The organism is Glutamicibacter sp. BW80 (assembly GCF_002332385.1).
In the GTDB taxonomy this organism is placed as follows: domain Bacteria; phylum Actinomycetota; class Actinomycetes; order Actinomycetales; family Micrococcaceae; genus Glutamicibacter.
Window position 1 is genome coordinate 314,621 of record NZ_NRGV01000050.1, and the last position, 21,525, is coordinate 336,145.

Consider the following 21,525-nt stretch of genomic DNA (forward strand, 5'->3'; position numbering starts at 1 on the left):
TGGTTATTACTCTTCGCGCAGAATAGCCAGAATGCGCAGAATCTCGGTGTAGAGCCAGACCAGGGTCATGGTCAGGCCGAAGGCACCGCGCCAAGCCATGATTGCCGGGGCACCCTGGCGGGAAAGCTCCTCGATCATGGTGAAGTCGGAAACCAGCGCGTAGGTCGCAAGCAGGACCGCAACGACACCGATGATGACGCCGAGCATACCGCTGCGCATGCCGAACATGCCGTCAACCGTACCGGTCATCATCATGACCATATTGACCAGCGAGAAGACCACCATGCCGATCATCGCGATCATGAACATCTTGTTCAGCTTCGGGCTCATCCGGTACTTGCCCGAGCGGTACAGCGCCAAGGTCACGCCGGCGACGCAGAAGGTCGCGACGACCGCCTGGATTGCGACACCCGGGTATAGCCCGTTCAGGAACTGCGACAAGCCGCCGAGGAACAAGCCCTGGGCTACTGCGTACAAAAGAATGAGTGCCGGCGATGGCTTCTTCTTGAACACGTTGACCAGGCCCAGCACAAAACCGACCAGTGCGCCTGGCAACATCAGGATTGGCACTGCCCAGCCCGCTGCGGCGCCAAGCACAACAAGTCCCAAGGTAAGGATGGTCTTGTTGATGGTGTCACCGACCGTCATGCGACCGGTGTCGTGGCTAGTGGCCGATGGCTGCTGGTACATGCCCTGCAACTGATCGGCGCTGAGGTTGCCGGATTCGTGGAATCCGACCGGACTGCCTGCATTGGAGCCAGTGCCCCAGTTTGCAGACTGGTTCTTGGAACCGAAGATCGGGTTACCGCTCAACCTGAATTCCCCCATAAGTCGTTTGTTCAAGCACAAGCCCATCGCCTGTGTCCTGCTACCGATCTTATTTGGGTTTGCTGTGAATCGGCTCAGCCATAGGGATGATATCGATATATTTAGCCTGAATTATGCCTAGAGCGTGTGCATTTTCCGCTTCGCTTCATCGTTAGGCCGCTAGCCACGTTAATTGCGAGCGACAGAACTTCGATCCCATCCCCTTTGACCCCGGCAGCATGGGGGAATTTTTGCATGCAGCGTCGCAATGCAGAGCCAGAGGGAATCGCCTCGTGGTGATGGCCTCCTGCAAGTGGTGGCCCCGCCGATAGCAATGGCCTTGTGTGGTTTCAGTACCGTCCGATGCGGAAAACTAGGCCGTCCTGGCTTGCTTCCGCGCGATTCATGAGCTCTTGATGTGATCCATTTTTCTGCATTGGCAATGGCGCAGAGAATTCCAACGAGTTTTTTCGAGGGCTGGGCTGCGGGGGAAATTGAATCCTGGAGTTCGCCAATACCCGGCATGCTCGACGTCGCCATAGCAATCCGGGGCCGGGACGTACAGTCCGTTGGAACTAGTTGCTTGGGGCCTCATGAGCCAATCCAAGTGGCAGAATCCAGCTCTGGAATTTGTTCCTGAGCTCCGCGGAACCAGGACGCTTCAGCGTCGCCTGCACTCGGTCGGTGGCCGAAGGACTGATGTAGATCCGCTTCGCCAGAATCGACAAGTCAACTGCAAAGCACCAGTATTCAAGCAAAGCAAGGGCCGCTACTTCCCCGTGTTTACAGGTAAGTAGCGGCCCTTTCACAGGTGCCCCCAGTGGGACTCGAACCCACAAGCCTTTCGGCAGCTGATTTTAAGTCAGCCGTGTATGCCAATTCCACCATGAGGGCAAGACTCTAAAATCTTACGCGATCAGATCGTAAAATCTGAAATTCCCGCATCGATCAGTGCCACAGGGGCCAGAAGTCACTTCCGGCCCCTGTGGCGGTCATTCGTCGATCAAAGCAGCTTACTTCGCTGAAGCAGCCTTCTTGGGATTAGCCGATTCTTCGAAGGCCGCGCGAGGGGTCTCCAAGTTGTTCAGCTGCACCGCGTCGCGCGAGAAGAACCAAGCAACCATCCAGTCGCCCAGGACGCGGAACTTGCGCTCGAAGGTTGGCATGGCCATACCGTGGTATCCGCGGTGTGCCATCCAAGCTGGCCAGCCCTTGAGCTTCAGGCCAACTACCTTGGCGACGCCCTTGTTCTGGCCGAAGCCTGCAACTGCGCCGAGGTTCTTGTGCTTGTATTCCTTGATGGTGCCTACGCCGTAGCGCGATGCATACAGGTTCTTCGCCAGCAGCTTGGCCTGGCGCACTGCGTGCTGTGCGTTCGGCACGCAGGTGCCATCCGGCAGACCGCCGGTGACGTCCTTCACGGCCGAGATATCGCCGGCAGCCCAGGCTCCGTCCAGCGGGTTGCCGTTCTCATCCTTGATCCGCAAATCGGTGCGGGTCTCGATGCGGCCGCGCTGTTCGATTGGGAAATCGGTGGAGCGCACCATCGGGTTCGCCATGACACCGGCGCACCAGATCAAGGTGTCTGTGCCGAATTCGCCGGCTGGGGACTTGTCTGCCATATTGATCAGCTGCAGGTTTCCGTCGGTGGCATCTGCCAGCGAGGTGTTCAGCAGGACCTCGATACCGCGGCTGCGCAAGTGGTCAACAACCCACAAGGCCTGCTCTTCGGTAACTTCCGGCATGATGCGGCCCATCGCCTCAACGAGAACAAAGCGGACTTCCTTCTCATCGACGCGGTCGTTGAGCTTGACCAGGTGACGAGCCATGTCTTCAAGCTCGGCAATGGTTTCGATGCCAGCGAAGCCGCCACCAACCACAACGAAGGTCAGCGCGCGCTTGCGTGCAACCGGATCGGTCATATTCGCTGCGGACTCTATGCGTTCGGCAACCTTGTTGCGCAGTGCTACCGCTTCTTCGATGGTCTTCAGTCCGATGCCTGCATCGCCCAGTCCCGGAATCGGGAAGGTGCGGGTGATGGCGCCAGCGGACATCACGATATCGGTGTATTCCAGCTCGAATTCTTCACCGCTGACCGGTGCGACAACAGCCTTCTTGCTAGCGTGGTCAATGCTCAGCACACGGCCATTAACCAGCTCGGAGTGCTTCAGGTGCGCACGGTGGGAGACCACCGCGTGGCGTGGTTCGATATTGCCACCTGCAACTTCTGGCAGGAATGGCTGGTAAGTCATGTATGGGTTCGGGTCTACGACGGTGACGATGCCACCGTGGTCCTTGACCTTCTTCTGCAACTTCATCGCGACGTAAAGGCCAACATAGCCACCGCCAACGACAAGAATGCGCGGACGCTTCTGGGAGCTTTCGATGATCGACATACTCTTGATTCTACGCGGAATATCGGAGTTAGTGAAAACATTCACTAACTTTCTCTGTTGCCTTCGTCTCTCCGCCCGCACAAGTTCCTGCCGCGGCGGAGCGCACCGGGAGAATTCCGCGCTTTCCAGCTGAAAACCTGCCCTGGAAACGGTCATCGGACACCGGGCGCCTACCGCCACGGGTTAACCCGAACTGGCGGTGAGCCAAAGGAGTTCTATCTCCTTTGGCTCACCGCCAGCAACAAGTTTCGGCTACTTATCGTCTTCCGGGATTTCGTCGAATAGATCGCGCCCATCGCCCGACTTGCCGACCTGCAATTTACTCAGGGCCGCGAGCTCGGCTTCACGGATTTTCTTTTGCCGTCGGGCACGAATTCCTACCTGCGCTCCCCCGCCGAGGAGTACCAGCACCAGCAGGATTCCACCGCCGAGCACAATCACCGGCTGCAGTGCCGGGGCCGAGTCATCGGGAAGGATCGGTTCGGGAGCCGCTACGGGATCCAGCGTCGACTTCTCCATGGAGACCCCTGGATCCGGCGCCTCGGTCTTTTCATCTGAATTTCGGCGATGGATCCGAATCCACTCGGTAATGGTGTTCATCGGATTAGTCTCGGCCACCGGCACATTTGCGGTCAGCGCCGCGTGCGCATCGATAATGCCGTAACCGTACAGATTGTCCACACCGGCCGCGCCGGTGTCCTTGGCGGTCTGCAGGATTCGGTTGATCACCTGTGGCGCTTTCATCTCCGGATGCTCGGCGCGAATCAGCGCGGCCACGCCGGCGACCAGCGGCGCAGCGCCCGAGGTACCGGACCAGCGGGCGTATCCGCCGCCGGGCAGGCCTCCGACCAGCTGTTCGGCGGGAGCGGCGACACCGATGGAGATACCCTCGGTGGAGGAATCCTTCGAAGCCTTGCCCGACTCATCGACCCCGGCGACCGTCAGCACGCCGGGGATCGTTGCCGGGGCACCGACCTGGCTCATCCCGCCCGAACGGTTGCCCGCGGCGGCCACGATGACCACGTCCTTGTCCTCCGCGTACTTGAACGCGTCATCCCAGCTTTCGGGCCACGCCGGCGAGGTGGAGCCAAGGGACATGTTGATCACCTTGGCGCCGGAATCAACTGCCCAGCGCACCGCCTTGGGGATCTGCTCCTCGACGGGAATGCCCGAAGGGTTTTCCCCGCCCATCCACAAGGACACCGAAAGCAGATCGGCCTCCGGAGCGACGCCGAGCACTCCGTCATTGCCCGCACGCAGGGGCGGCACCTTCTCGTATTCGGGTTCTTCGGGGACTTCTACCGGCTCTTCGTCGTCCGCTTTGTCTTCATTTTTTTCTTCGGCGTTCTTCTTCGCGCGTTCCCACGCGGCCTTCAGCCGTTCGTTCTCGGACTTGATCCGCTCAATCTCTTGCTTATTGTTGCCGCGCCCGCCCAGCAAGGTGGCCACCAGGGTTCCGTGCTCGCTCATCACACCGATCGGCCTATCGCCCTTAGGCCCGCCGGAACCAGACATGTCCGCCCCGCCGGCGATCGCGCCCTTCAGATCAGGGTGGCTGGTATCGATGCCGGTATCGATGATAGCGACCTTGACGCCTTTGCCCTTGGTGACCTTGTGCGCCTCGGTAATGCCCTGGGCCGCCAACCAGTATTCGCTGCTGCGGATATCGTCCGCATGGGCCGGAGCGGCGCCAAGCACCGTAGCCCCGGCCAGTAGCGCCGCCAACACGGCAGCCAACAAGGTACGCGCCGCGACGGGCTTGCCGGTAGTCAAGTGACCCACGATCATCTCCTCGCAAGGGGCTCCGGCATGCCGGGCCAGTAGGGCTAGAACTGCAGTTGGCTAGTTACGCGCGGCCGAGGCCGTGATTCCATCGAGAATATCGTGCTCCGAGGCGATCAACGTCATCGGACGGTTTTGGCTGGTTCGTTCGAGGTAACCCAGAATGCGTTCCACGATCAACGCGCCGGCCTGAATCACATCCACGCGTCCCGGATGTATGAAGCCCAACGCTTCGCGTTCCGCACGGCTATAGGAGAGCATTTCACCGGTGGCTCGGCGCATCTGCGGGAAAGAAAGCTGGGCGCCGTGGATGGCTGCCGAATCATAGGCGCTCAACTTCAGCGCCTGCGCGGTGAGGGTGGTAAAGGTACCGGCCACCACGATCACCGTATCCACCTGGGACACATCGACTCGGCCGTCCAGCGTGGCCAGCGTGTCATCGATGAACTCGATCGCCCCGTCGCGGTCGGCAAAGCGTTCGGTCACCCGCACGCAACCCATATCCAGCGAGGCCGCGGCCAGCGGTCCGGAATCGTCGCCGAGGACAAATTCGGTGGAACCGCCGCCAAGATCAATGACCAGCAGCTGGCCGTCCTTGGCGTGGCGCACCGAGGCCGCGCCGGTAAAGGACAGGCTCGCTTCTTCATCTCCGGTGATCACCTCGGGGCTCACGCCCAGGATGCCGGTGACGGTGGACAGGAAGACCTCGCGGTTCGAGGCATCACGCGCCGCGCTGGTCGCCGCAAAACGGATCTGCTGGACTGAATGCTCATCGCACAATGCCTTGTACTCGCGCACCGCGGCGAAGGTACGTTCCAAAGCTTCGGGAGCGAACCCGCCGGTGGCGTCCACGTCCTGGCCCAGCCGAACCACGCGCATGGTGCGCACGACGTCACGCAACTGCACGCCGTCGGCCTCAACGGTGGCATCCGCAATCAGCAGGCGGATGGAGTTCGTCCCGCAGTCGATTCCCGCTACGCGCATCAGGCTTGATCCGCTTCGGTGGCTTCGCGCTCGGCACGCTTGCGTGCGCGCTCGGCGCGTTTCACTGCCGGGTCAACCCGCTCCTGGGTCTTCACATGGCGCGATCGATCCAGGCTCGGAGCCGCGCCGGTGGTATCCCAGGCGCCTTCGCAGAAGCATTTGTCCTTGGTCCACCATTCCGCGATCCCCGCGATGGCCTCGTCACCCAGCGGGTTCACGCCCTCGCCGGCCGCCAGCGAATGCCCCACGAGCACATGCAGGCACTTCACCCGGCTCGGCATGCCGCCGGCCGAGACGCCGTCGATCTCCGGGACCGCCCCGGTGCCCGAACGCTCGCCGATCGCCTCGCGGTTCGCCAGATAGGACTCGTGCGCCGACACATAGTCGGCGGCCAGCTGCGAATCCTCGCCCAAGCGATCGTTCATGGCGCCCATCAGCCCGGCGGCTTCCAACCGGGACACCGCGGCGGTGATGACCGGATGCGCCAGGTAGTAGGTGGTCGGGAAGGGGATGCCGCTGGAAAGCCGCGGGGCGGTGGTCGCCACCAGCGGATTGCCGCACACGCAGCGTGCACCGATCTCCACCACATCGCGTACCGGACGGTTCAGCTGGCGGCTGAGCGTATCCAGGTCCTGCTCGCTGGGAACACGTCCGGCGGCATCGAGGGCTTCGCGGATTGGCTTATCAGTCAAGTTATCGTCTTTTCGCGTCGTGTGGTTCGTCCCTGGTGCAGGGAGCCGGTAAGTTATCAGTCGGTCGCCGAGCGATGCACCGAATCGAGCAGCGCATCAACCCATGGAAGATCGGCGCGCACCTCATAGGTGCTGCCATTGCTTGTTTGGACTTCTTCCTCAGCTGGAAGTTCGCCCACCACCTTGTACAGCTTTTCGCCCGGCATCACCAAGTTTATCCGTTCGCGGGCCTGCTGCTTGATATACAGCGGGTCGTCCCAACGTGCGATCTCGGCCTTCAGATCGTCGCGCTGCTGCTCCTTCGCGCTGATCGAGGCACGCAGTTCGTTGATTTCGGTCATTTGGGTGCGGTAGAAGTTCACCGTGGGCACCAGCATCACGGCGAAGAACGCGAGCACTACCAGCAGTGCGGCCACGCGTCCGGAGAAGCGATGGGCCGCCACCGGTTCGCCGGCTGGCAGCTGGCTGTGTGCCTCGGCCTTCTCCCCCGGCTTGCGGCGGACTGCGGCGGAGAACTTCACCCGGTCATCGCGGCGGCGTTCGCTCTGCTTCTCCTTGGCACGTTCGCGCAGCGGCGCCTTCGGTTTCCCCGCGGCGGGCTTGGCTGGCCGCGGCGCCGCGGGCGCGCCAGAAGAACCGGTGCCAGCTGTTTTGCGTTCCGGGGATGGAGCCGTCCGCGCCCTGCGCGCCGCCGGAGCATTCCTTTTCGCGCTGGGTACCACGTGCAACGCGTCGGTGGCTGGCTCCGCCTGGTGGGCCCCACTGGTTTCACTGCGCGCGCCGGCTTCCGGTGCTTCGTCTATTTCGCTACGCTCACCGGAGTCAGCTTCCGGTTTCCCGGTGCTTGCTGGGGTGTTTCGTCGCGGCATGCGCGGTGGTCGCTGCGCCATACTCCCCCATTCAAACTCGTACTTCCAACGGTATCTCCATTAAATAACGATAAGCCCGTCGGTATCCAACTACCGACGAGCTTATTCGTTTTATCTGAAGATTAGCTGTTGAAACGCGGGAACGCACTGGTTCCTGCGTAAACTGCTGCCTCGCCCAGGTCCTCTTCGATGCGCAGCAGCTGGTTGTACTTTGCTACGCGCTCGCTTCGGGCCGGGGCACCGGTCTTGATCTGGCCGGCGTTGGTGGCCACGCAGATCTCGGCGATGGTGACATCTTCGGTCTCGCCCGAACGGTGCGAGGTGATGGTGGTGTAGCCGGCACGCTGGGCCATCGAGATGGCGTCCAGGGTCTCGGTGAGGGTGCCGATCTGGTTCACCTTGACCAGCAGCGAGTTCGCCGTATTGGTCTTGATGCCCTGAGCCAGGCGTTCCGGGTTGGTGACGAAGAGGTCATCGCCGACCAGCTGCACCTTGTCGCCGATGTTGTCGGTCAGGGTCTTCCACCCTTCCCAGTCGTTCTCATCCAGCGGATCCTCGATGGATACCAGCGGGAAGTCGGCAACCAGCGAGGCGTAGTAATCGCTCATCTGCTGTGCGCTGCGCGCTTCGCCTTCGAACTGGTAGGCGCCGTTCTCGTAGAACTCCGAGGAGGCCACGTCCAGCGCCAGGGCAATGTCCTTGCCCGGGGTGTAGCCGGCGCGCTTGATGGCTTCGGTGATCAGTTCCAGCGCCGCGCGGTTGCTTGGCAGGTTCGGCGCGAAGCCGCCCTCGTCGCCCAGCCCGGTGGACAGCTTCTTTTCCTGCAGTACCGACTTGAGGTTGTGGTAGACCTCGACGCCCCAGCGCAGGCCTTCGGAGAAGGTATCGGCGCCCAGCGGAGCGATCATGAATTCCTGGATGTCCACATCGGAGTCGGCGTGCGAGCCGCCGTTGAGGATGTTCATCAATGGCACCGGCAGCACGTGGGCGTTCGGGCCGCCCAGGTACTTGAACAGTGGCAGGTTGGCGCTGGCGGCCGCGGCGTTGGCCACGGCCAGGGAAACGCCCAAGATGGCGTTGGCGCCGAGCTTCGACTTGTTGTCGGTGCCGTCCAACTCGATCATCGCCTGGTCGATGGAGCGCTGGTCTGTGGCGTCCAGGCCCTCCAACTCATCGGCGATCTCTTCGATTACCGACCCAACGGCGCCCAAGACGCCCTTGCCGAGGTAGCGCTTCTTGTCTCCGTCGCGACGTTCCGCGGCTTCGAACTGGCCGGTGGAAGCACCGGATGGAACCGCGGCGCGGCCATGGGCACCATCGGTAAGTAGGACCTCGACCTCAACGGTCGGATTTCCGCGGGAATCAAGAATTTCGCGCGCGTGAATGGCGTCAATCAATGCCATGAGTAAGGACTCCTTGTATAAAGGGGTTGTCTAAGGGCTGGTCGATCCAGCGGTCCGATCGACCGTTGGCACCATTGCCTGTTCCCTAGCCTAGCGCTTCACCCCTTGTTAGGGCGACGTTGTTTCGCGCTTCGTTCCAGCATAATTTTTCGCCAGCGCGTCGCGCAGCACCGTTTCGGCATCCAAGCCAAGCTCCTCGGCCCGCGCCGAGAGGGCCAGCAGTTCGGAACTAAGGCTCTGCGCGTCATGCACCCGCCCCCGGATTTCGATGGTGGGCTCCGGCAGTTTCGCGGCCCCCGCACGCCGGTGCCGGTCCAGCAGCTTTTGCGCCAGCGCCAGCGAGGGAAGACCGGCGGGAAGCCCGGCATTCTTACGCCGCGGCGCCCCGGCGCGTTCGGACTGCTTGGCCGCATCCCAAATCCGGATGATCTCAGCGATGTCCGTGGTGATCACCGGTTCGAGCCCACCCTGGGCATCGAAGACATGCCGGTTGCGGCGTTGCAGCTTGTCGGCCAACGCCTTGGCCACCTCCTGCAGGCCGAAGTGCTCCCGTTCCTCGGCGATCCGCGCATGGAGCAGGATCTGGAAGAGCAAGTCCCCGAGCTCCTCGCACAATAGCTGCGCATCCTGCGCGCCAATCGCGTCGAGCACCTCATAGGATTCCTCGATCAGGTAGGTGCGCAGGGACTCATGGGTCAACGCGCCGGTCCAGGCGCAGCGCTCCCGCAAGGTCCCGACGATCCAGATCAGCCGGTCTAATTCGCTCTCGCTTTGCATGCCTACAAGCTAATCACATGGATGCGGGCAGCCCGGGCAGACCATCGATGCTCAGCGAATTCTTCTGCGTGCGGTACTCTTCCATGCCCGCGGCGCCTTTTTTCTCGGCCTGCAGGCGCAGCAGCTCCCGTTCCCCGGCGAGCTCCATCACCGGTACTCCCCAACCGCAGGAGTCGCTGATCCGGGTGAGCTGAACCGAAATCACCGCGCGGGTGCTTGGATGCTCCGGGTGCAAGGCAACAACCTTCTCGAAGATTTCCTCGCCCGGCAGGTGAACCGCCCCGCGCCCGTGCAGGCGCACGATGCGTGGCCGGTCGTCGAAGGAATTGAACATCAGGCACACCCGGGCGTTTTCCCGGATATGCGCGATGGTTTCCACCCCGCTGCCGGTGTAGTCCACCCAGGCCACCTGGTTCGGGCCCAGCACCGAAAAGGAGTCATGCCCGCGCGGGGAGATGTTCACATGCCCTTGGTCCGATAGCGGCGCGGTGGCCACGAACCACATCGGCTGCCGTTGAATCCAGGTCTTCAGGTTCTCGTCTATGCCCTCAAAGATTTTGCCCACAAATTCGAGCATAGTGCATCGATTTCGGCTCCCGCCACCCTGCCTCGGGCAGGGTTAAACGTCGCAAGGGCCACCGGTTCGGTGGCCCTTGCGCGAATGATTGCGTCGAGAACTAGATCTCTTCGTAATCCTCGTCGTCGTCCTCATCGTCGTCTTCGTCGAGCAGGTCGGCGTAGTAGTCGTTGATGTATTCGACCAGCAGTTCACGCATTTCCAGCGGCACGAAGGCCGCCTCGGCGGCGTTCAGCGTCAGATCCAGCAGGTCTTCGAGATCGTAGTCGAAGGCCTCGACCAGCAATTCGAATTCATCGGACAGGCCCGTGCCGCTCATCAGCCGGTTGTCCGGGGAGATGGTGACGTTGAACCCGGTCTGCACCAGCAGGTCGATCGGGTGGGATTCGATTCCCTCGCCGAATCCGGCGGTGGCGCCGGTCTGCAGGTTCGAGGACGGGCAGATTTCCAGCGGAATGCCGCGTTCGCGCACCCAGTTGGCTACCGGGCCCAAGGAAACCAGTCCGGTGTCCTGGTCCAGGGTTTCCCCGTCGTCGTCCACGCCGCCGAACTCGATTTCGATATCTTCCGCGACGCGTACGCCGTGGCCCAAGCGGGTGGCGCGGCCGACCAGGATTGCATCCTTGATCGAGTCCAGCCCGGCGGCCTCGCCTGCGTGCACGGTGGCGGGGAAGAGATTCTCGGCCAGCAGGTCGAAGGCGTCCTTCATGCGCGAAGGCGGGAACCCATCCTCGGGTCCGGCGATGTCGAATCCGACCACGCCCCGTCCGCGGTGGCGCAAGGCCAGCTGGGCGATCTCCAGGCCGCGGTCTGCTTGGCGCATGGCGGAGAGCAGCTGGCCAACCTGAATCGGGTGGCCCTCGTTGTTCAGCGTCTCGCAGGCCTGATCCAGCCCTTCCTGCACGGCGTCGACGACGTCGTCCAGGCTCAGCCCCTCGCGCAGGTGCTGCTCGGGTGCGTAGCGCACCTCGCCGTAGATCACGCCGTCGGCCGCGAGGTCTTCGACGAATTCGCGAGCCACGCGGATCAGCGCATCGCGGGTCTGCATTACGGCCAGGGTGTGGTCAAAGGTTTCCAGGTAGCGTGGCAGCGAACCGGAGTCGGCCGATTCACGGAACCATTCACCCAAGGCTTCGGCGTCGGTGGCCGGCAGCTCGTGGCCGCCCTCCGCTGCCAAGTCGATGATGGTTTGCGGGCGCAAGCCACCGTCAAGGTGGTCATGCAGCGAAACTTTGGGCAGATCCCGGAAGTCGAACTCGGGATCATAGGCAAGATGAATCATTTCTTCAGTCACAGGTCGAGCCTAGTCGCAATTCCTCCGCACAGATAGTTCTGCTGGGTAAAGATCTGCGAGCCGCTATGTGACCATCGTCAAGCCGGCGGGTTAACCCTGTTCGCGCTCGGGCGGGACCAGCTCCAGCGCCCCGGAGGTTTCGGCCGGTGCGCCGTTCTGCGTGCGCCGCTTGTACCGGGCAAACACCCGATTGACCAACAGGTCGATGAGGTAGCCCAGCAGCACCGCGAGCACCACCGAGACGATGATTCCCAGCAGTTTGTTATGCGCCAGCCAATTGCCCGCCAACGCTCCGATGCCCACCGAATAGGCGCCCCAGGTGACGCAGCCGATGATGTCGAAGAGGGTGAAGCGGCGGTGGCTGAAGCCCGTGGCGCCCGCCGTCAAATTCACCGCGACGCGGCCCACGGGGATATAGCGTGCGGTGAAAATCAGCAGCGCCCCTGAGGTCTGGAGCTTGCGCGCGGAAAAATTCAGCACGCGTTGCGCCCGCTTTCCGCGCATCCACGCGAAGCCGCGCGCCCCGAGCTTGCGGCCGATCAGGAAGGTGATCTGGTCCCCCACGATGGCCCCGGAAATGCCAAGCACTGCAATCAATACCAGGTTGGGCGATCCGGTGTTCACGCCCACGGCGGCCAGCGAGACCAGAAAGGACTCGGAGGGCACGATCGGGAAAAACGCATCGATCATGCAGAACAGAAACAACAGCGGGAGCACCCACCATGCGCTTGCTGCCTGCGTGATCGCCTCGTTGACCAGTTCCATTAATCTCTGCTTCTTCCCCCGGGCTTGCGCCTGACGCGCCGTGATTCCATTCTCACTCGAGAACTCGCACCGATGCATCCGACCGTCGTCGCATAATGAATTTTATCCATCCACACCCACGGGTGGAGACATCTGTCCAACGATTGAACACCGCCTTCCGGTTCCCGGGAGTTTGCCGGGAGCTAGAGCCGCGCGCGGAGCAGCGGTTCACGGCCAACGCGAAGAAACGACAGCGGCACCCGACCACGGCGTGGGTCGGGTGCCGCTTCGCGCTGCAGGGATTCCGGCGCGCTCGCGGAAGTTCGGCTACTTCGCGGCAATCCGATCGAAGATCAGGCGGGTGTCCGCCCGGTCGGTATCCGAACCGATCAGGATCGACTTTTCCACCAGTTCGATGGCGCGCGGCAGCTTCTGCGGGGTATCGGTCAGCAGCGTCGCGATCGGCTGCCCGCGGCGCACCAAGGCGCCGGGCTTCACATGCAAGCGCACGCCGGCACCTGCCTGCACCGAATCCTCCTTGCGGGCACGCCCCGCGCCCAGGAACCAGGCCGCCAAGCCGATATCCATCGCGTCGAGCTTCAGCAGCGCGCCCTCGGCCGGCGCGTAGACGGTATGCGATTCGGTGGCCACCGGAAGCTTCGCGTCCGGGTCGCCGCCCTGGGCGATGATCATCTGCCGCCAGCGGTCCATCGCCTGGCCGTTGCCCAGCGCGGCGCGCACGTCAACGCCCTTGATCCCGGCACCGGCGAGCATCTCGGTGGCCAAGGCCACGGTCAGCTCGACCACGTCCTCCGGCCCGCCGCCGGCGAGCACCTCAACGGATTCCTCGACCTCGATCGCATTGCCGGCGGTCAACCCGAGCGGGGTGTCCATATTCGTCAGCAAGGCGACGGTATTCACCCCGGAATCGGTGCCCAGGTAGACCATGGTTTCGGCGAGCTCGCGGGCCATCGCCTCGTCCTTCATGAAGGCGCCGGAACCGACCTTCACATCCAGGATCAGCGTGCCGGTGCCTTCGGCGATCTTCTTGCTCATAATCGAGGAGGCGATCAGCGGCAGCGAGTCCACGGTGGCGGTCACATCCCGCAGCGCGTACAGCTTCTTATCCGCCGGGGCCAGCCCGGTGCCCGCGGCGCAGATCACCGCGCCGGCACCCGAAAGCTGGGCGAACATCTCCTCGTTGGTCAATGCCGCACGCCACCCCGGGATGGCTTCGAGCTTATCCAGGGTGCCTCCGGTGTGGCCCAGGCCGCGGCCGGAGAGCTGCGGGACGGCCACCCCGAAGCTGGCGACCAGCGGTGCCAGCGGCAGCGTGATCTTATCCCCCACCCCGCCGGTGGAGTGCTTGTCGGTGGTGGCCAGCCGCTTGCCGTTGGCATCGGTCAACCCGGAGAAGTCCATGCGTTCGCCCGAGTTGATCATCGCGTGGGTCCAGCGCGAAATTTCCGAACGGTTCATGCCGCGGAAGAAGATCGCCATATTCAGCGCGGACATCTGCTCTTCGGCGATGGCCCCGCGGGTGTACGCCTCGATGGTCCAGTCGATCATCTCGCCGCTGAGTTCCCCGCCATCGCGTTTGGTGCGGATGATATCGACGGCACTAAATTTTTCGGCAGCCATAATCGGGTTCCTTACTCGTCAATTTCTCGGAGGTGACTTCGCTACGCAAAAGCGCGCGGGTCACAAGGCAATATCGTTCGGGCCAAAGGCGTAGGGCAGCAGCTGTTCCATGGTGAGGATGCCGGTATCGGTTTTGATCAGCATGTCGGCACCCCGGTGCTCGAAGAGCAGTTGGCGGCAGCGCCCGCAGGGGGTGATCAGTTCGACCTTGCCCGCCTCCAGCTGGCCGAAACAGACAAAGTACGCCAGCTGGCCGCCGCCGGTGGCGAACATTTCGCCGACCATGGCGCACTCGGCGCACAGGGTCACCCCGTAGGCGGCGTTTTCGATATTGCACCCCGAGACGATTCGCCCATCGGTGGTTTGCGCCGCGGCGCCCACCCGGAACTTCGAGTAGGGTGCATAGGCCGTGGACAGCGCCGCCGCGGCCGCAGCTTCGAGCTGCGACCACGGCGCGGTGTTGTTTTCCATGGGGATTGTCATTCCTTCACATACGGTTCGCCGACGGCCGCCGGGCCACGCGAGCGGCCCACCAGTCCGGCGACGGCGAAGATCGTGACCAGATACGGCATCATCGCCATGAACTGGCTTGGCACCGGTGTGCCGATAATCGTCAAGATCACCTGCAGGTTATCCGCGAAGCCGAAGAGCAGCGCGGCGGCGAAGGCTCCGATCGGGTTCCAGCGTCCGAAGATCACCGCGGCCAACGCGATGAAGCCGCGGCCGCCGGAAATCTCCTTGGTGAAGGAATCGATCGCCACCAGGGTGAAGAACGAGCCGCCGATGCCGGCGACGATGCCGCCAAGGGTGACGTTCCAGAAGCGGGTGGCGTTGACCTTGATGCCCAGGGTGTCCGCGGCCTTCGGGTGTTCGCCCACCGCACGCACGCGCAGCCCCCAACGGGTTTTGAACAGGCCGAACCAGACCAGGAAGACCGCCACGTACATCAGGTAGCCGATCAGCGACTGCTTGAACAGGATCGGGCCGATCACCGGGATGGCGCTCAACCCGGGGATCGCGATGATCGGCAGGTGGGCCGGCGAGTTGAACAGTTCCGGATCTTCCTGCATCACCGTGGTGAAGAGGAACCCGGTGATGCCCGAGACCAGCACGTTGAGCACCACGCCGACGATGATCTGGTTGACCAGGTACTTGATTGCGAAGACCGCGAGCACCAGGGAAACCAGCGCGCCGGCGATGCCTGCGGCGATCAGCCCGGCGAAGGCGTTTTTGGTCACCGAGGCGACGATCGCCGCGGTGAACGCGCCACCGAGCAGCTGGCCCTCGATGGCGATGTTGACCACGCCGGCACGTTCGCAGAGCACTCCGGAGAGCGAACCGAAGACCAGCGGCACCGCGAGCACCACCGCGCCGGCCAGCAGGCTGGCCAGCGAAATGCTGTTGATATTCGCCCCGGAGACCACCCAGATCAGGAAGCCCAGGACGAAGAGCACCGCGGCGATCACCACCGCCCAGGTCGGCAGGGCCTGCCCCTTGGCGCGCAGCCTCCAGGAATAGGCCGCCAGGGCCACCAGCAGCACCCCGAAGACGATATTCGTGGCCATGCCCGGGAAGACCAGGTCCGGAATCGTGAACGCGTCGGTGGCGGTGCTCAGCGAGAAATGCGCCGCCTGGCTGCTGCCTAGGAAGCCGAAGCTGATCAGCGTGATCAGTGCGATGACGCTGAGCACGATTGGGGTTTTCTTGCTCGGCAACAGCGTGATCGACGGTTGCAGGCCTTGAGTCGTCATGGTGGTCACTTGGCACCTGCCTTGGTGGTTTCGGCGACGCGCGCGCGTCGCTTGGGGTTCATGCCGAAGATCGATTTCACCAGCGGCGGAGCGGCGATGAACAGCACGATCAGCGACTGCACCACGAGCACGATGTCGATTGGGGTGCCGGTGGAGATCTGCATATTGACCGCACCGGCGCGGAAGGCACCGAACAAGAGCCCGGCGAAGAAGGTCCCCCACGGGGTGGAGCGGCCCAGCAGCGCCACGGTGATCGCGTCGAAGCCGAGCGAGCCGGCCACACCGGCGGTGAGCACCTTCTCGGTGCCGGCCACCTGGGCGACGCCGGCGGCACCGGCCAGCGCGCCGGCGAAGGCCATCGCCAGCATGGTGGTCCGTGCGACGTTCACCCCGGCGGTCCGTGCGGCCTGCGGGTTATGCCCTACCGCGCGGAATTCGAAGCCGAGGGTGGAGCGCTTGAGCATCCAGGCCACCAGCACCGTCAGCCCGATCGCCATGACGAAGCCCAGGTGCAACCGGGAACCGGGCATCGCCGGGAAGGTCGCGTTGGCGTCGAGGATCGGGGAGATCGGGTTCGTCTCGCCGGGACGGCGGAAGGCGGTGGTGTTCATCAAGAAGTACAGCAGGTACAGCGCCACGTAGTTGAACATGATCGTCAAGATCACCTCGTGCGCGCCGGTGCGGGCCTTGAGCAGGCCCACCAGCCCGCCCCACAGCGCGCCGCCGAGCAGCCCGAAAATGATCACCAGCAACAGGTGCAGCACCAGCGGCAGATGCCAGGCGAACCCGACATAGCCGGCCATCGTGGCGCCGATGATGATCTGCCCCTGGGCACCGATGTTGAACATGCCCGCGCGGAAGGCCAGGGCAACGCCCAGGCCCGCGCAGATCAGCGGGGTGGAGACCGTCAGGGTCTCCAGGAACGGGGAGAAGCCCCGTGCGGAGTTGTAGATGGAGCCGTTGAACAGCGCCACGTAGCTTTCGGTGCCCGCGCGCCACAGCTGGGAGAAGAAATCGCTGGGTCGGGCGAAGATGTAGCTGGAGGTCTCGATGACCTTCTTGTCGGTGACCGCTACCAGCAGGCCGCCGATGACCAGGGCGACGATCACGCCGAGCAGCGAGACGATGCCCGGGCCCTGGGTGATCTTGCGGAACAGCTCGTTATCCGGCTGCTTGCCCTCGGGCGGCGCTGCCGGCTTCTCGGCGGCCGGCATCTCGCCGATGGGGTTCTCGCTCACTGCGCTTCTCCTTCCGCTGCGTTCATGTCGCCCGGCGCTGCTTTGCCGGGCTGAGTGGTTTCCGCCGGTGCCGGGGCCGCCTCGACGGGTTCGGCGTCGGCCTTCACGTGGCCGGCCTGGCTGATCGCATCCTCCTGGGAGACGCCGGCCATCATCAGGCCGAGCACCTCGCGGGAGGTGTCCCCCGGCACGATGCCGTTGATCTTGCCCTTGTAGAGCACCGCGATCCGGTCCGCCAGCTCCATCACCTCGTCCAGCTCGGTGGACACGATCAGCACCGGAGTGCCCTTGTCGCGTTCGGCGACGATGCGCCGGTGCAGGAACTCGATGGAGCCCACATCCACGCCGCGGGTGGGCTGCGAGGCGATGAACAGCTTCAAATCGCGGCTCAGCTCGCGGGCCATCACCACCTTCTGCTGGTTGCCGCCAGAGAGGCTGGACGCCGGGTTCAGCGGGTTGTCGGTGCGCACGTCGAAGTCGGCGATCTGCTTGGTGGCGTTCTTCTTCATCGCCTCCAGGTTCATCGAAATCCCCTTGCCGAAGGGCTTTCGGTCGTACAGGTCCAGAATCAGGTTCTCTTCGATGGAGAACTGGGTGACCAGCCCGTGCACCGAGCGGTCTTCGGGGACAAAGCCCACGCCCGAGCGCAGCACCGCCTTGACCGATTTGCCGACCAGTTCCTGACCGTCGAGCTTGATCGATCCGGCGTTCACCGGCTGGGTGCCGAGGATCGCCTCGGTCAGTTCGGTCTGCCCGTTGCCTTGCACCCCGGCCACGGCGAGGATCTCGCCTCGGTGGATGTCGAAGGAGACCCGGTCCAAGGTGGTGGTCCCGGCCGGATTGATGACGCTCAGCTCGCGCACCGCGAGGCTGGCCTCCCCCGGGGTGCCCGCTTCCTTGTTCAGGTTCAGCTGCACGGCGCGTCCGACCATCAGGTTGGCCAGCTCGGTGGTGGAGGTTTCGGGGGCGACCGAGTCGACGACCAGTCCGCGGCGGACCACGGTGATCACATCGGAGACCGCGCGCACCTCGCGCAGCTTATGCGAGATGAACACGATCGAGGTGCCGTTGGCCTTGAGCTGGCGCATGATATCCAGCAGCTCGTCGGTCTCCTGCGGGGTCAGCACCGCGGTTGGCTCATCGAGGATGAGCACCTTCGCCTCGCGGACCAGTGCCTTGATGATTTCCACGCGCTGCTGCACGCCGACGGGCAAATCCTCGACGATCGCGTCCGGGTCGACGTTGAACCCATAGCGGTCGGAGATTTCGCGGACCTTCTTGCGTGTGACCTGCAGGTCAAGCACGCCGCCGGCCTTGGTGGCTTCGGCGCCCAGGGCGATGTTCTCGGCGACGGTGAACACCGGGATCAGCATGAAGTGCTGGTGCACCATGCCGATGCCGGCGGCCATGGCATCGCCGGGGCCGGAGAATGCCACCGGCTTGTCGTCGATCAGGATGTGCCCCTCGGTCGGTTGGTACAGACCGTAGAGCACGTTCATTAGCGTGGACTTTCCCGCGCCGTTCTCACCGAGCAAGCAGTGGATCTGGGCATCATCGACGACGAGGTCGATGTCTTTGTTGGCGTAGAAAGAACCGAAGGCTTTCGAGATTCCTCGTAGTTCGAGTTTCACGATTCCACCATCTTTGTTATTCGGTTACTGGCAGGTGGGCAGGCATAGAGCGCGTCACCTGCACACCGCTCAGGCGGTGAGCGGTGACGCGCTCGGATGACTTATTCTGTGGTGCGCCAAACCCTACTTAGGGCTGGCTGCCGATTCAACCTTCAGCTCACCGGAGATGATCGAGGCCTTCAGGGCCTCGAGCTCTGCCTTGGTTTCATCGGAAACCGTGGAGTCGAAGTCGTGGAATGGAGCCAGGGCAACACCCTCGTTCTCCAGCGTTCCGACATATGGGGTCGAATCGAAGTTGTCTGCCGCGTCGGCGACGATGACCTCTTCGACGGCCTTGTCCATGGTCTTGACCACCGAGGTGAGCATGACGTCCTTGTAGTCCGGAGCGGTCACGTAGCCATCGGAGTCAACCCATACCAGCTTGACGTCCTTGCCGGCCTTGTTGGCGTCCTGCACCGCAGCGCCGGCGCCCTTGCCTACCGGACCTGCCACGGGCATGACCACGTCTGCACCGTTGTCGATGAAGTTCTTGGTCACCTGCTTGCCCTTGTCCTGCTTTTCGAAGTCGCCGGTGAACGTGCCGTCCTGCTTCTCCTTGTCCCAGCCCAGCAGCTTGACGTCCTCGCCCTTGTCTTCGTTGAACTTGTCAACGCCGTCGGCGAAACCGTCCATGAAGATGGTGACGGTAGGAATCTTGACGCCGCCGAAGGTGGCCACGGTGCCGGTCTCCGAGGCGGCAGCTGCCGCATAGCCGGCCAGGTAGGCTGCCTGAGCCGTGTCATAGATGATCGGCTTGACGTTTTCGATCTGCTCCTCATACTGGAAGTCGACGATCGCGAAGTGCTTCTCCGGGTTAGCGGCAGCGGCTTCGGCGGTTGCGTCGCCCAGCAGGAATCCGACGGTGACCGTCAGATTGCAGCCGGCGTTCATCATGCCGGTGAGGTTGGTGGCGAAGTCGGCGTTCGACTTCGACTCTGCCTCGCGCGGGGTGAAGCCAATATCGTCGGCAGCGGCCAGCAGGCCGCGGTGCGAGGATTCGTTGAAGGACTGGTCGTCGAATCCGCCCGAGTCGGAAACGATGCAGCCAATGTAGTCAGAGTTGCCGGCGGCTCCGCCGGTTTCCTCTGGAGCAGCGCCACAGGCGCTCAATGCCAAAGCCGAAATGCCGAGCATGGCCGCAGCCATACCGGTCTTGCGCGATACGAAGCGCATCTAAACCTCCATGAGTGAAGTGCGAGATTACCGGGAGGCGAGGAACCTGTAACCCCACGAAGATGGCCTTCGCGAGCGGCACAAAAGTACTAGCTTTCCCATCGTTTCCATAGCCTATCGGAGATACGACAGAGGTAAAGACGTGGAAGATTACAAACCGGTAACTTCCCGAACACGTAACGGCAAGCGCTTAACGCCAAACTCCAAGTCAGATGACGATTTGTTAAAGCTTCAAAGAAGTGTTAAAACTTTTTGGGTTTCCCCTAGTTGGCCAGCGCTTCGTCGATGGCCTGCACGGCCGCGGCGGCCATCAAGCGCACGCCCGTTCCGATGCACCGTTCATCTGGGTTATAGTCCCCGCGGTGCAGGTCGAAGGTCTTGCCTCCCGGAGTGCGGGTGCCAAGGCGCAGCATTGCCCCCGGTACCTTCTGCGTCATCCAGGCAAAATCTTCTCCGCCCATGGACTGCGGGGTCAGCTCGATCGCTGCCGCGCCAAATTCCCGGCGAGCCGCATCTTCGATCAATGCGGTTTCGCTCGGAGCGTTGATTACCGGCGGCACCCCGCGGGTGTGCTGCATCTTGATCTCCACCCCATAGGGAGCTGCCACCTGGCGGACCGTAGCATCGAGCAGCTCACCGGCCGCGTACCAGACCTCGCCATCGAGGCAACGCATGGTTCCGGCCAGGTATCCGGTAGCGGGTATCGCATTCGGGGCGCTGCCGGCATGAATCTGCCCCCACACCACCGAGACGGCCGAGCGCACATCCACCTTGCGTCCGAGCACTGCCGGGACCTGGGTGGCGATCTGGCTCATTGCGAAGACGATGTCTTCGGTCAAATGCGGACGTGAGGTATGCCCGCCGCGGCCGTTGACCTCGATGCGAATGGTATCGCTGGCCGAGGTGATCGCGCCGATGCGGGTACCGATCTTGCCCACGTCGATCCGCGGATCGCAGTGCAGCGCCAGCACGCGCGGCACCTCATCCAAGATCCCCTGCTCGATCACGGACAGCGCGCCGCCGGGCAGTTTCTCCTCGGCAGGCTGGAAGATCACCCGAATTTTTCCGTGCAGCGCCCCGGCCTCGTCCATCCGCTGCAAGGCCAGCGCGACGCCGAGCATCACGGTGGTGTGGATGTCGTGGCCGCAAGCGTGGGCCACCCCGTCGGTCTGCGAGGCGAAATCCAGCCCGGTTTCTTCCACTACGGGCAGAGCGTCGATATCCGCGCGCAGCCCGAGCCGGATCGGCCCCGGTCCCACGTCGACGAATGCACCGGTCTGCTCCATGGCCACCGGCTCGAGCCCGGCGGCACGCAGCGTCGCGAGAATCCGCGCGGTGCTCTGGTGCTCCGCGAAGGACAGTTCTGGGTTGCGGTGCAGCTCGCGGCGGAAGTCGATCAGCGCAGGCAGCAGCGGCTCGGTCCACGGTTGGACGGAAGCCAGCTTGCCATTTTCATTCACGGTGGTCACCCCTGTGAGAATACGCCGTCGAGGAATCGGCGACCAGCTGGGCCGTAACCTTGAGCCGAATTACGCAATACAATCCCATCCCAGGCCCCGGTTCATCGCGAACCGGGGCCCGGGCACGGGACATTTGCTACTTGCCGCGGATCAGTTCGGCGCAGCGCTCACCAATCATCATCACCGTGAGATTCGGATTCACCGTCACCAACTCCGGCATCACCGACGCATCGGCCACCCGCAACCCGGACACCCCCTTAACCCGCA

Annotated in this window: 19 protein-coding genes and 1 tRNA gene; all 20 read right to left on the reverse strand. The window is 63.2% G+C overall.

Annotation, left to right across the window (positions count from 1 at the left end):
* Nucleotides 1-6: 6 nt before the first annotated feature.
* Nucleotides 7-813: a Bax inhibitor-1/YccA family protein gene (locus tag CIK76_RS14720; protein WP_255248490.1), complete on the reverse strand. Its 807-nt coding sequence runs from the start codon at nucleotides 811-813 to the stop codon at nucleotides 7-9.
* A gap of 806 nt (nucleotides 814-1,619) precedes the next feature.
* Nucleotides 1,620-1,701 (reverse strand) — tRNA-Leu (locus CIK76_RS14725).
* Nucleotides 1,702-1,820: 119 nt separating this feature from the next.
* Nucleotides 1,821-3,203: an FAD-dependent oxidoreductase gene (locus tag CIK76_RS14730; RefSeq protein ID WP_096287735.1), complete on the reverse strand. Its 1,383-nt coding sequence runs from the start codon at nucleotides 3,201-3,203 to the stop codon at nucleotides 1,821-1,823.
* Nucleotides 3,204-3,455: 252 nt separating this feature from the next.
* Entirely contained in the window at nucleotides 3,456-4,985 is a 1,530-nt protein-coding gene (locus CIK76_RS14735) for a S8 family serine peptidase (RefSeq protein WP_255248491.1), read from the reverse strand.
* 60 nt (nucleotides 4,986-5,045) lie between these two features.
* Nucleotides 5,046-5,972 (reverse strand): Ppx/GppA phosphatase family protein, encoded by a 927-nt coding sequence (locus tag CIK76_RS14740; protein WP_096287739.1) that lies wholly within the window; start codon nucleotides 5,970-5,972, stop codon nucleotides 5,046-5,048.
* On the reverse strand, nucleotides 5,969-6,661 hold the full coding sequence (locus CIK76_RS14745; protein ID WP_096287741.1) for a DUF501 domain-containing protein: 693 nt from the start codon (nucleotides 6,659-6,661) through the stop codon (nucleotides 5,969-5,971). Before CIK76_RS14745 ends, CIK76_RS14740 begins: the two co-directional genes overlap by 4 nt.
* Before the next feature lie 56 nt (nucleotides 6,662-6,717).
* Nucleotides 6,718-7,551, reverse strand: coding sequence for a septum formation initiator family protein (locus CIK76_RS14750; RefSeq protein ID WP_096287743.1), 834 nt, complete (start codon nucleotides 7,549-7,551; stop codon nucleotides 6,718-6,720).
* A gap of 101 nt (nucleotides 7,552-7,652) precedes the next feature.
* A complete protein-coding gene (gene eno / locus CIK76_RS14755; protein WP_096287745.1) occupies nucleotides 7,653-8,933 on the reverse strand; it encodes a phosphopyruvate hydratase in 1,281 nt (426 codons plus the stop codon).
* A gap of 108 nt (nucleotides 8,934-9,041) precedes the next feature.
* The gene (locus CIK76_RS14760; RefSeq protein ID WP_096287747.1) at nucleotides 9,042-9,710 is read right to left on the reverse strand and encodes a MazG nucleotide pyrophosphohydrolase domain-containing protein; all 669 of its coding nucleotides are present in this window, start codon (nucleotides 9,708-9,710) and stop codon (nucleotides 9,042-9,044) included.
* Nucleotides 9,711-9,723: 13 nt separating this feature from the next.
* Nucleotides 9,724-10,275: a pyridoxamine 5'-phosphate oxidase family protein gene (locus CIK76_RS14765; RefSeq protein WP_096287809.1), complete on the reverse strand. Its 552-nt coding sequence runs from the start codon at nucleotides 10,273-10,275 to the stop codon at nucleotides 9,724-9,726.
* 112 nt (nucleotides 10,276-10,387) lie between these two features.
* The gene (locus CIK76_RS14770) at nucleotides 10,388-11,581 is read right to left on the reverse strand and encodes an adenosine deaminase (protein ID WP_096287749.1); all 1,194 of its coding nucleotides are present in this window, start codon (nucleotides 11,579-11,581) and stop codon (nucleotides 10,388-10,390) included.
* A gap of 90 nt (nucleotides 11,582-11,671) precedes the next feature.
* Nucleotides 11,672-12,346, reverse strand: a complete 675-nt coding sequence (locus CIK76_RS14775) for a DedA family protein (protein ID WP_096287751.1) — start codon at nucleotides 12,344-12,346, stop codon at nucleotides 11,672-11,674.
* A 306-nt stretch (nucleotides 12,347-12,652) separates the two neighbouring features.
* Nucleotides 12,653-13,966 (reverse strand): thymidine phosphorylase, encoded by a 1,314-nt coding sequence (locus tag CIK76_RS14780; protein WP_096287753.1) that lies wholly within the window; start codon nucleotides 13,964-13,966, stop codon nucleotides 12,653-12,655.
* 60 nt (nucleotides 13,967-14,026) lie between these two features.
* The gene (locus tag CIK76_RS14785; protein ID WP_096287755.1) at nucleotides 14,027-14,437 is read right to left on the reverse strand and encodes a cytidine deaminase; all 411 of its coding nucleotides are present in this window, start codon (nucleotides 14,435-14,437) and stop codon (nucleotides 14,027-14,029) included.
* Between the two features lie 8 nt (nucleotides 14,438-14,445).
* Nucleotides 14,446-15,717, reverse strand: coding sequence for an ABC transporter permease (locus CIK76_RS14790; protein ID WP_096287811.1), 1,272 nt, complete (start codon nucleotides 15,715-15,717; stop codon nucleotides 14,446-14,448).
* 5 nt (nucleotides 15,718-15,722) lie between these two features.
* Nucleotides 15,723-16,931: an ABC transporter permease gene (locus tag CIK76_RS14795; protein ID WP_096287813.1), complete on the reverse strand. Its 1,209-nt coding sequence runs from the start codon at nucleotides 16,929-16,931 to the stop codon at nucleotides 15,723-15,725.
* Nucleotides 16,932-16,951: 20 nt separating this feature from the next.
* Nucleotides 16,952-18,586, reverse strand: a complete 1,635-nt coding sequence (locus CIK76_RS14800) for an ABC transporter ATP-binding protein (protein ID WP_096287757.1) — start codon at nucleotides 18,584-18,586, stop codon at nucleotides 16,952-16,954.
* Nucleotides 18,587-18,709: 123 nt separating this feature from the next.
* Nucleotides 18,710-19,798 carry a BMP family ABC transporter substrate-binding protein gene (locus CIK76_RS14805; RefSeq protein ID WP_096287759.1) on the reverse strand — a complete coding sequence of 363 codons (1,089 nt, stop codon included), beginning with the start codon at nucleotides 19,796-19,798 and terminating at the stop codon, nucleotides 18,710-18,712.
* Between the two features lie 263 nt (nucleotides 19,799-20,061).
* A complete protein-coding gene (locus CIK76_RS14810) occupies nucleotides 20,062-21,258 on the reverse strand; it encodes an amidohydrolase (RefSeq protein WP_096287815.1) in 1,197 nt (398 codons plus the stop codon).
* Between the two features lie 136 nt (nucleotides 21,259-21,394).
* A partial coding sequence (locus tag CIK76_RS14815) for a GMC oxidoreductase (protein ID WP_141393572.1) occupies nucleotides 21,395-21,525 on the reverse strand: 131 nt, incomplete at its 5' end.

Bases quoted from the DNA above. Each gene is read 5' to 3' on its own strand.
- CIK76_RS14730 (WP_096287735.1), bottom strand. From the start codon at position 3,203: ATGTCGATCATCGAAAGCTCCCAGAAGCGTCCGCGCATTCTTGTCGTT.
- CIK76_RS14750 (WP_096287743.1), bottom strand. From the start codon at position 7,551: ATGGCGCAGCGACCACCGCGCATGCCGCGACGAAACACCCCAGCAAGC.
- eno (WP_096287745.1), bottom strand. From the start codon at position 8,933: ATGGCATTGATTGACGCCATTCACGCGCGCGAAATTCTTGATTCCCGC.
- CIK76_RS14760 (WP_096287747.1), bottom strand. From the start codon at position 9,710: ATGCAAAGCGAGAGCGAATTAGACCGGCTGATCTGGATCGTCGGGACC.
- CIK76_RS14775 (WP_096287751.1), bottom strand. From the start codon at position 12,346: ATGGAACTGGTCAACGAGGCGATCACGCAGGCAGCAAGCGCATGGTGG.
- CIK76_RS14780 (WP_096287753.1), bottom strand. From the start codon at position 13,966: ATGGCTGCCGAAAAATTTAGTGCCGTCGATATCATCCGCACCAAACGC.
- CIK76_RS14785 (WP_096287755.1), bottom strand. From the start codon at position 14,437: ATGGAAAACAACACCGCGCCGTGGTCGCAGCTCGAAGCTGCGGCCGCG.
- CIK76_RS14790 (WP_096287811.1), bottom strand. From the start codon at position 15,717: ATGACGACTCAAGGCCTGCAACCGTCGATCACGCTGTTGCCGAGCAAG.
- CIK76_RS14795 (WP_096287813.1), bottom strand. From the start codon at position 16,931: ATGCCGGCCGCCGAGAAGCCGGCAGCGCCGCCCGAGGGCAAGCAGCCG.
- CIK76_RS14805 (WP_096287759.1), bottom strand. From the start codon at position 19,798: ATGCGCTTCGTATCGCGCAAGACCGGTATGGCTGCGGCCATGCTCGGC.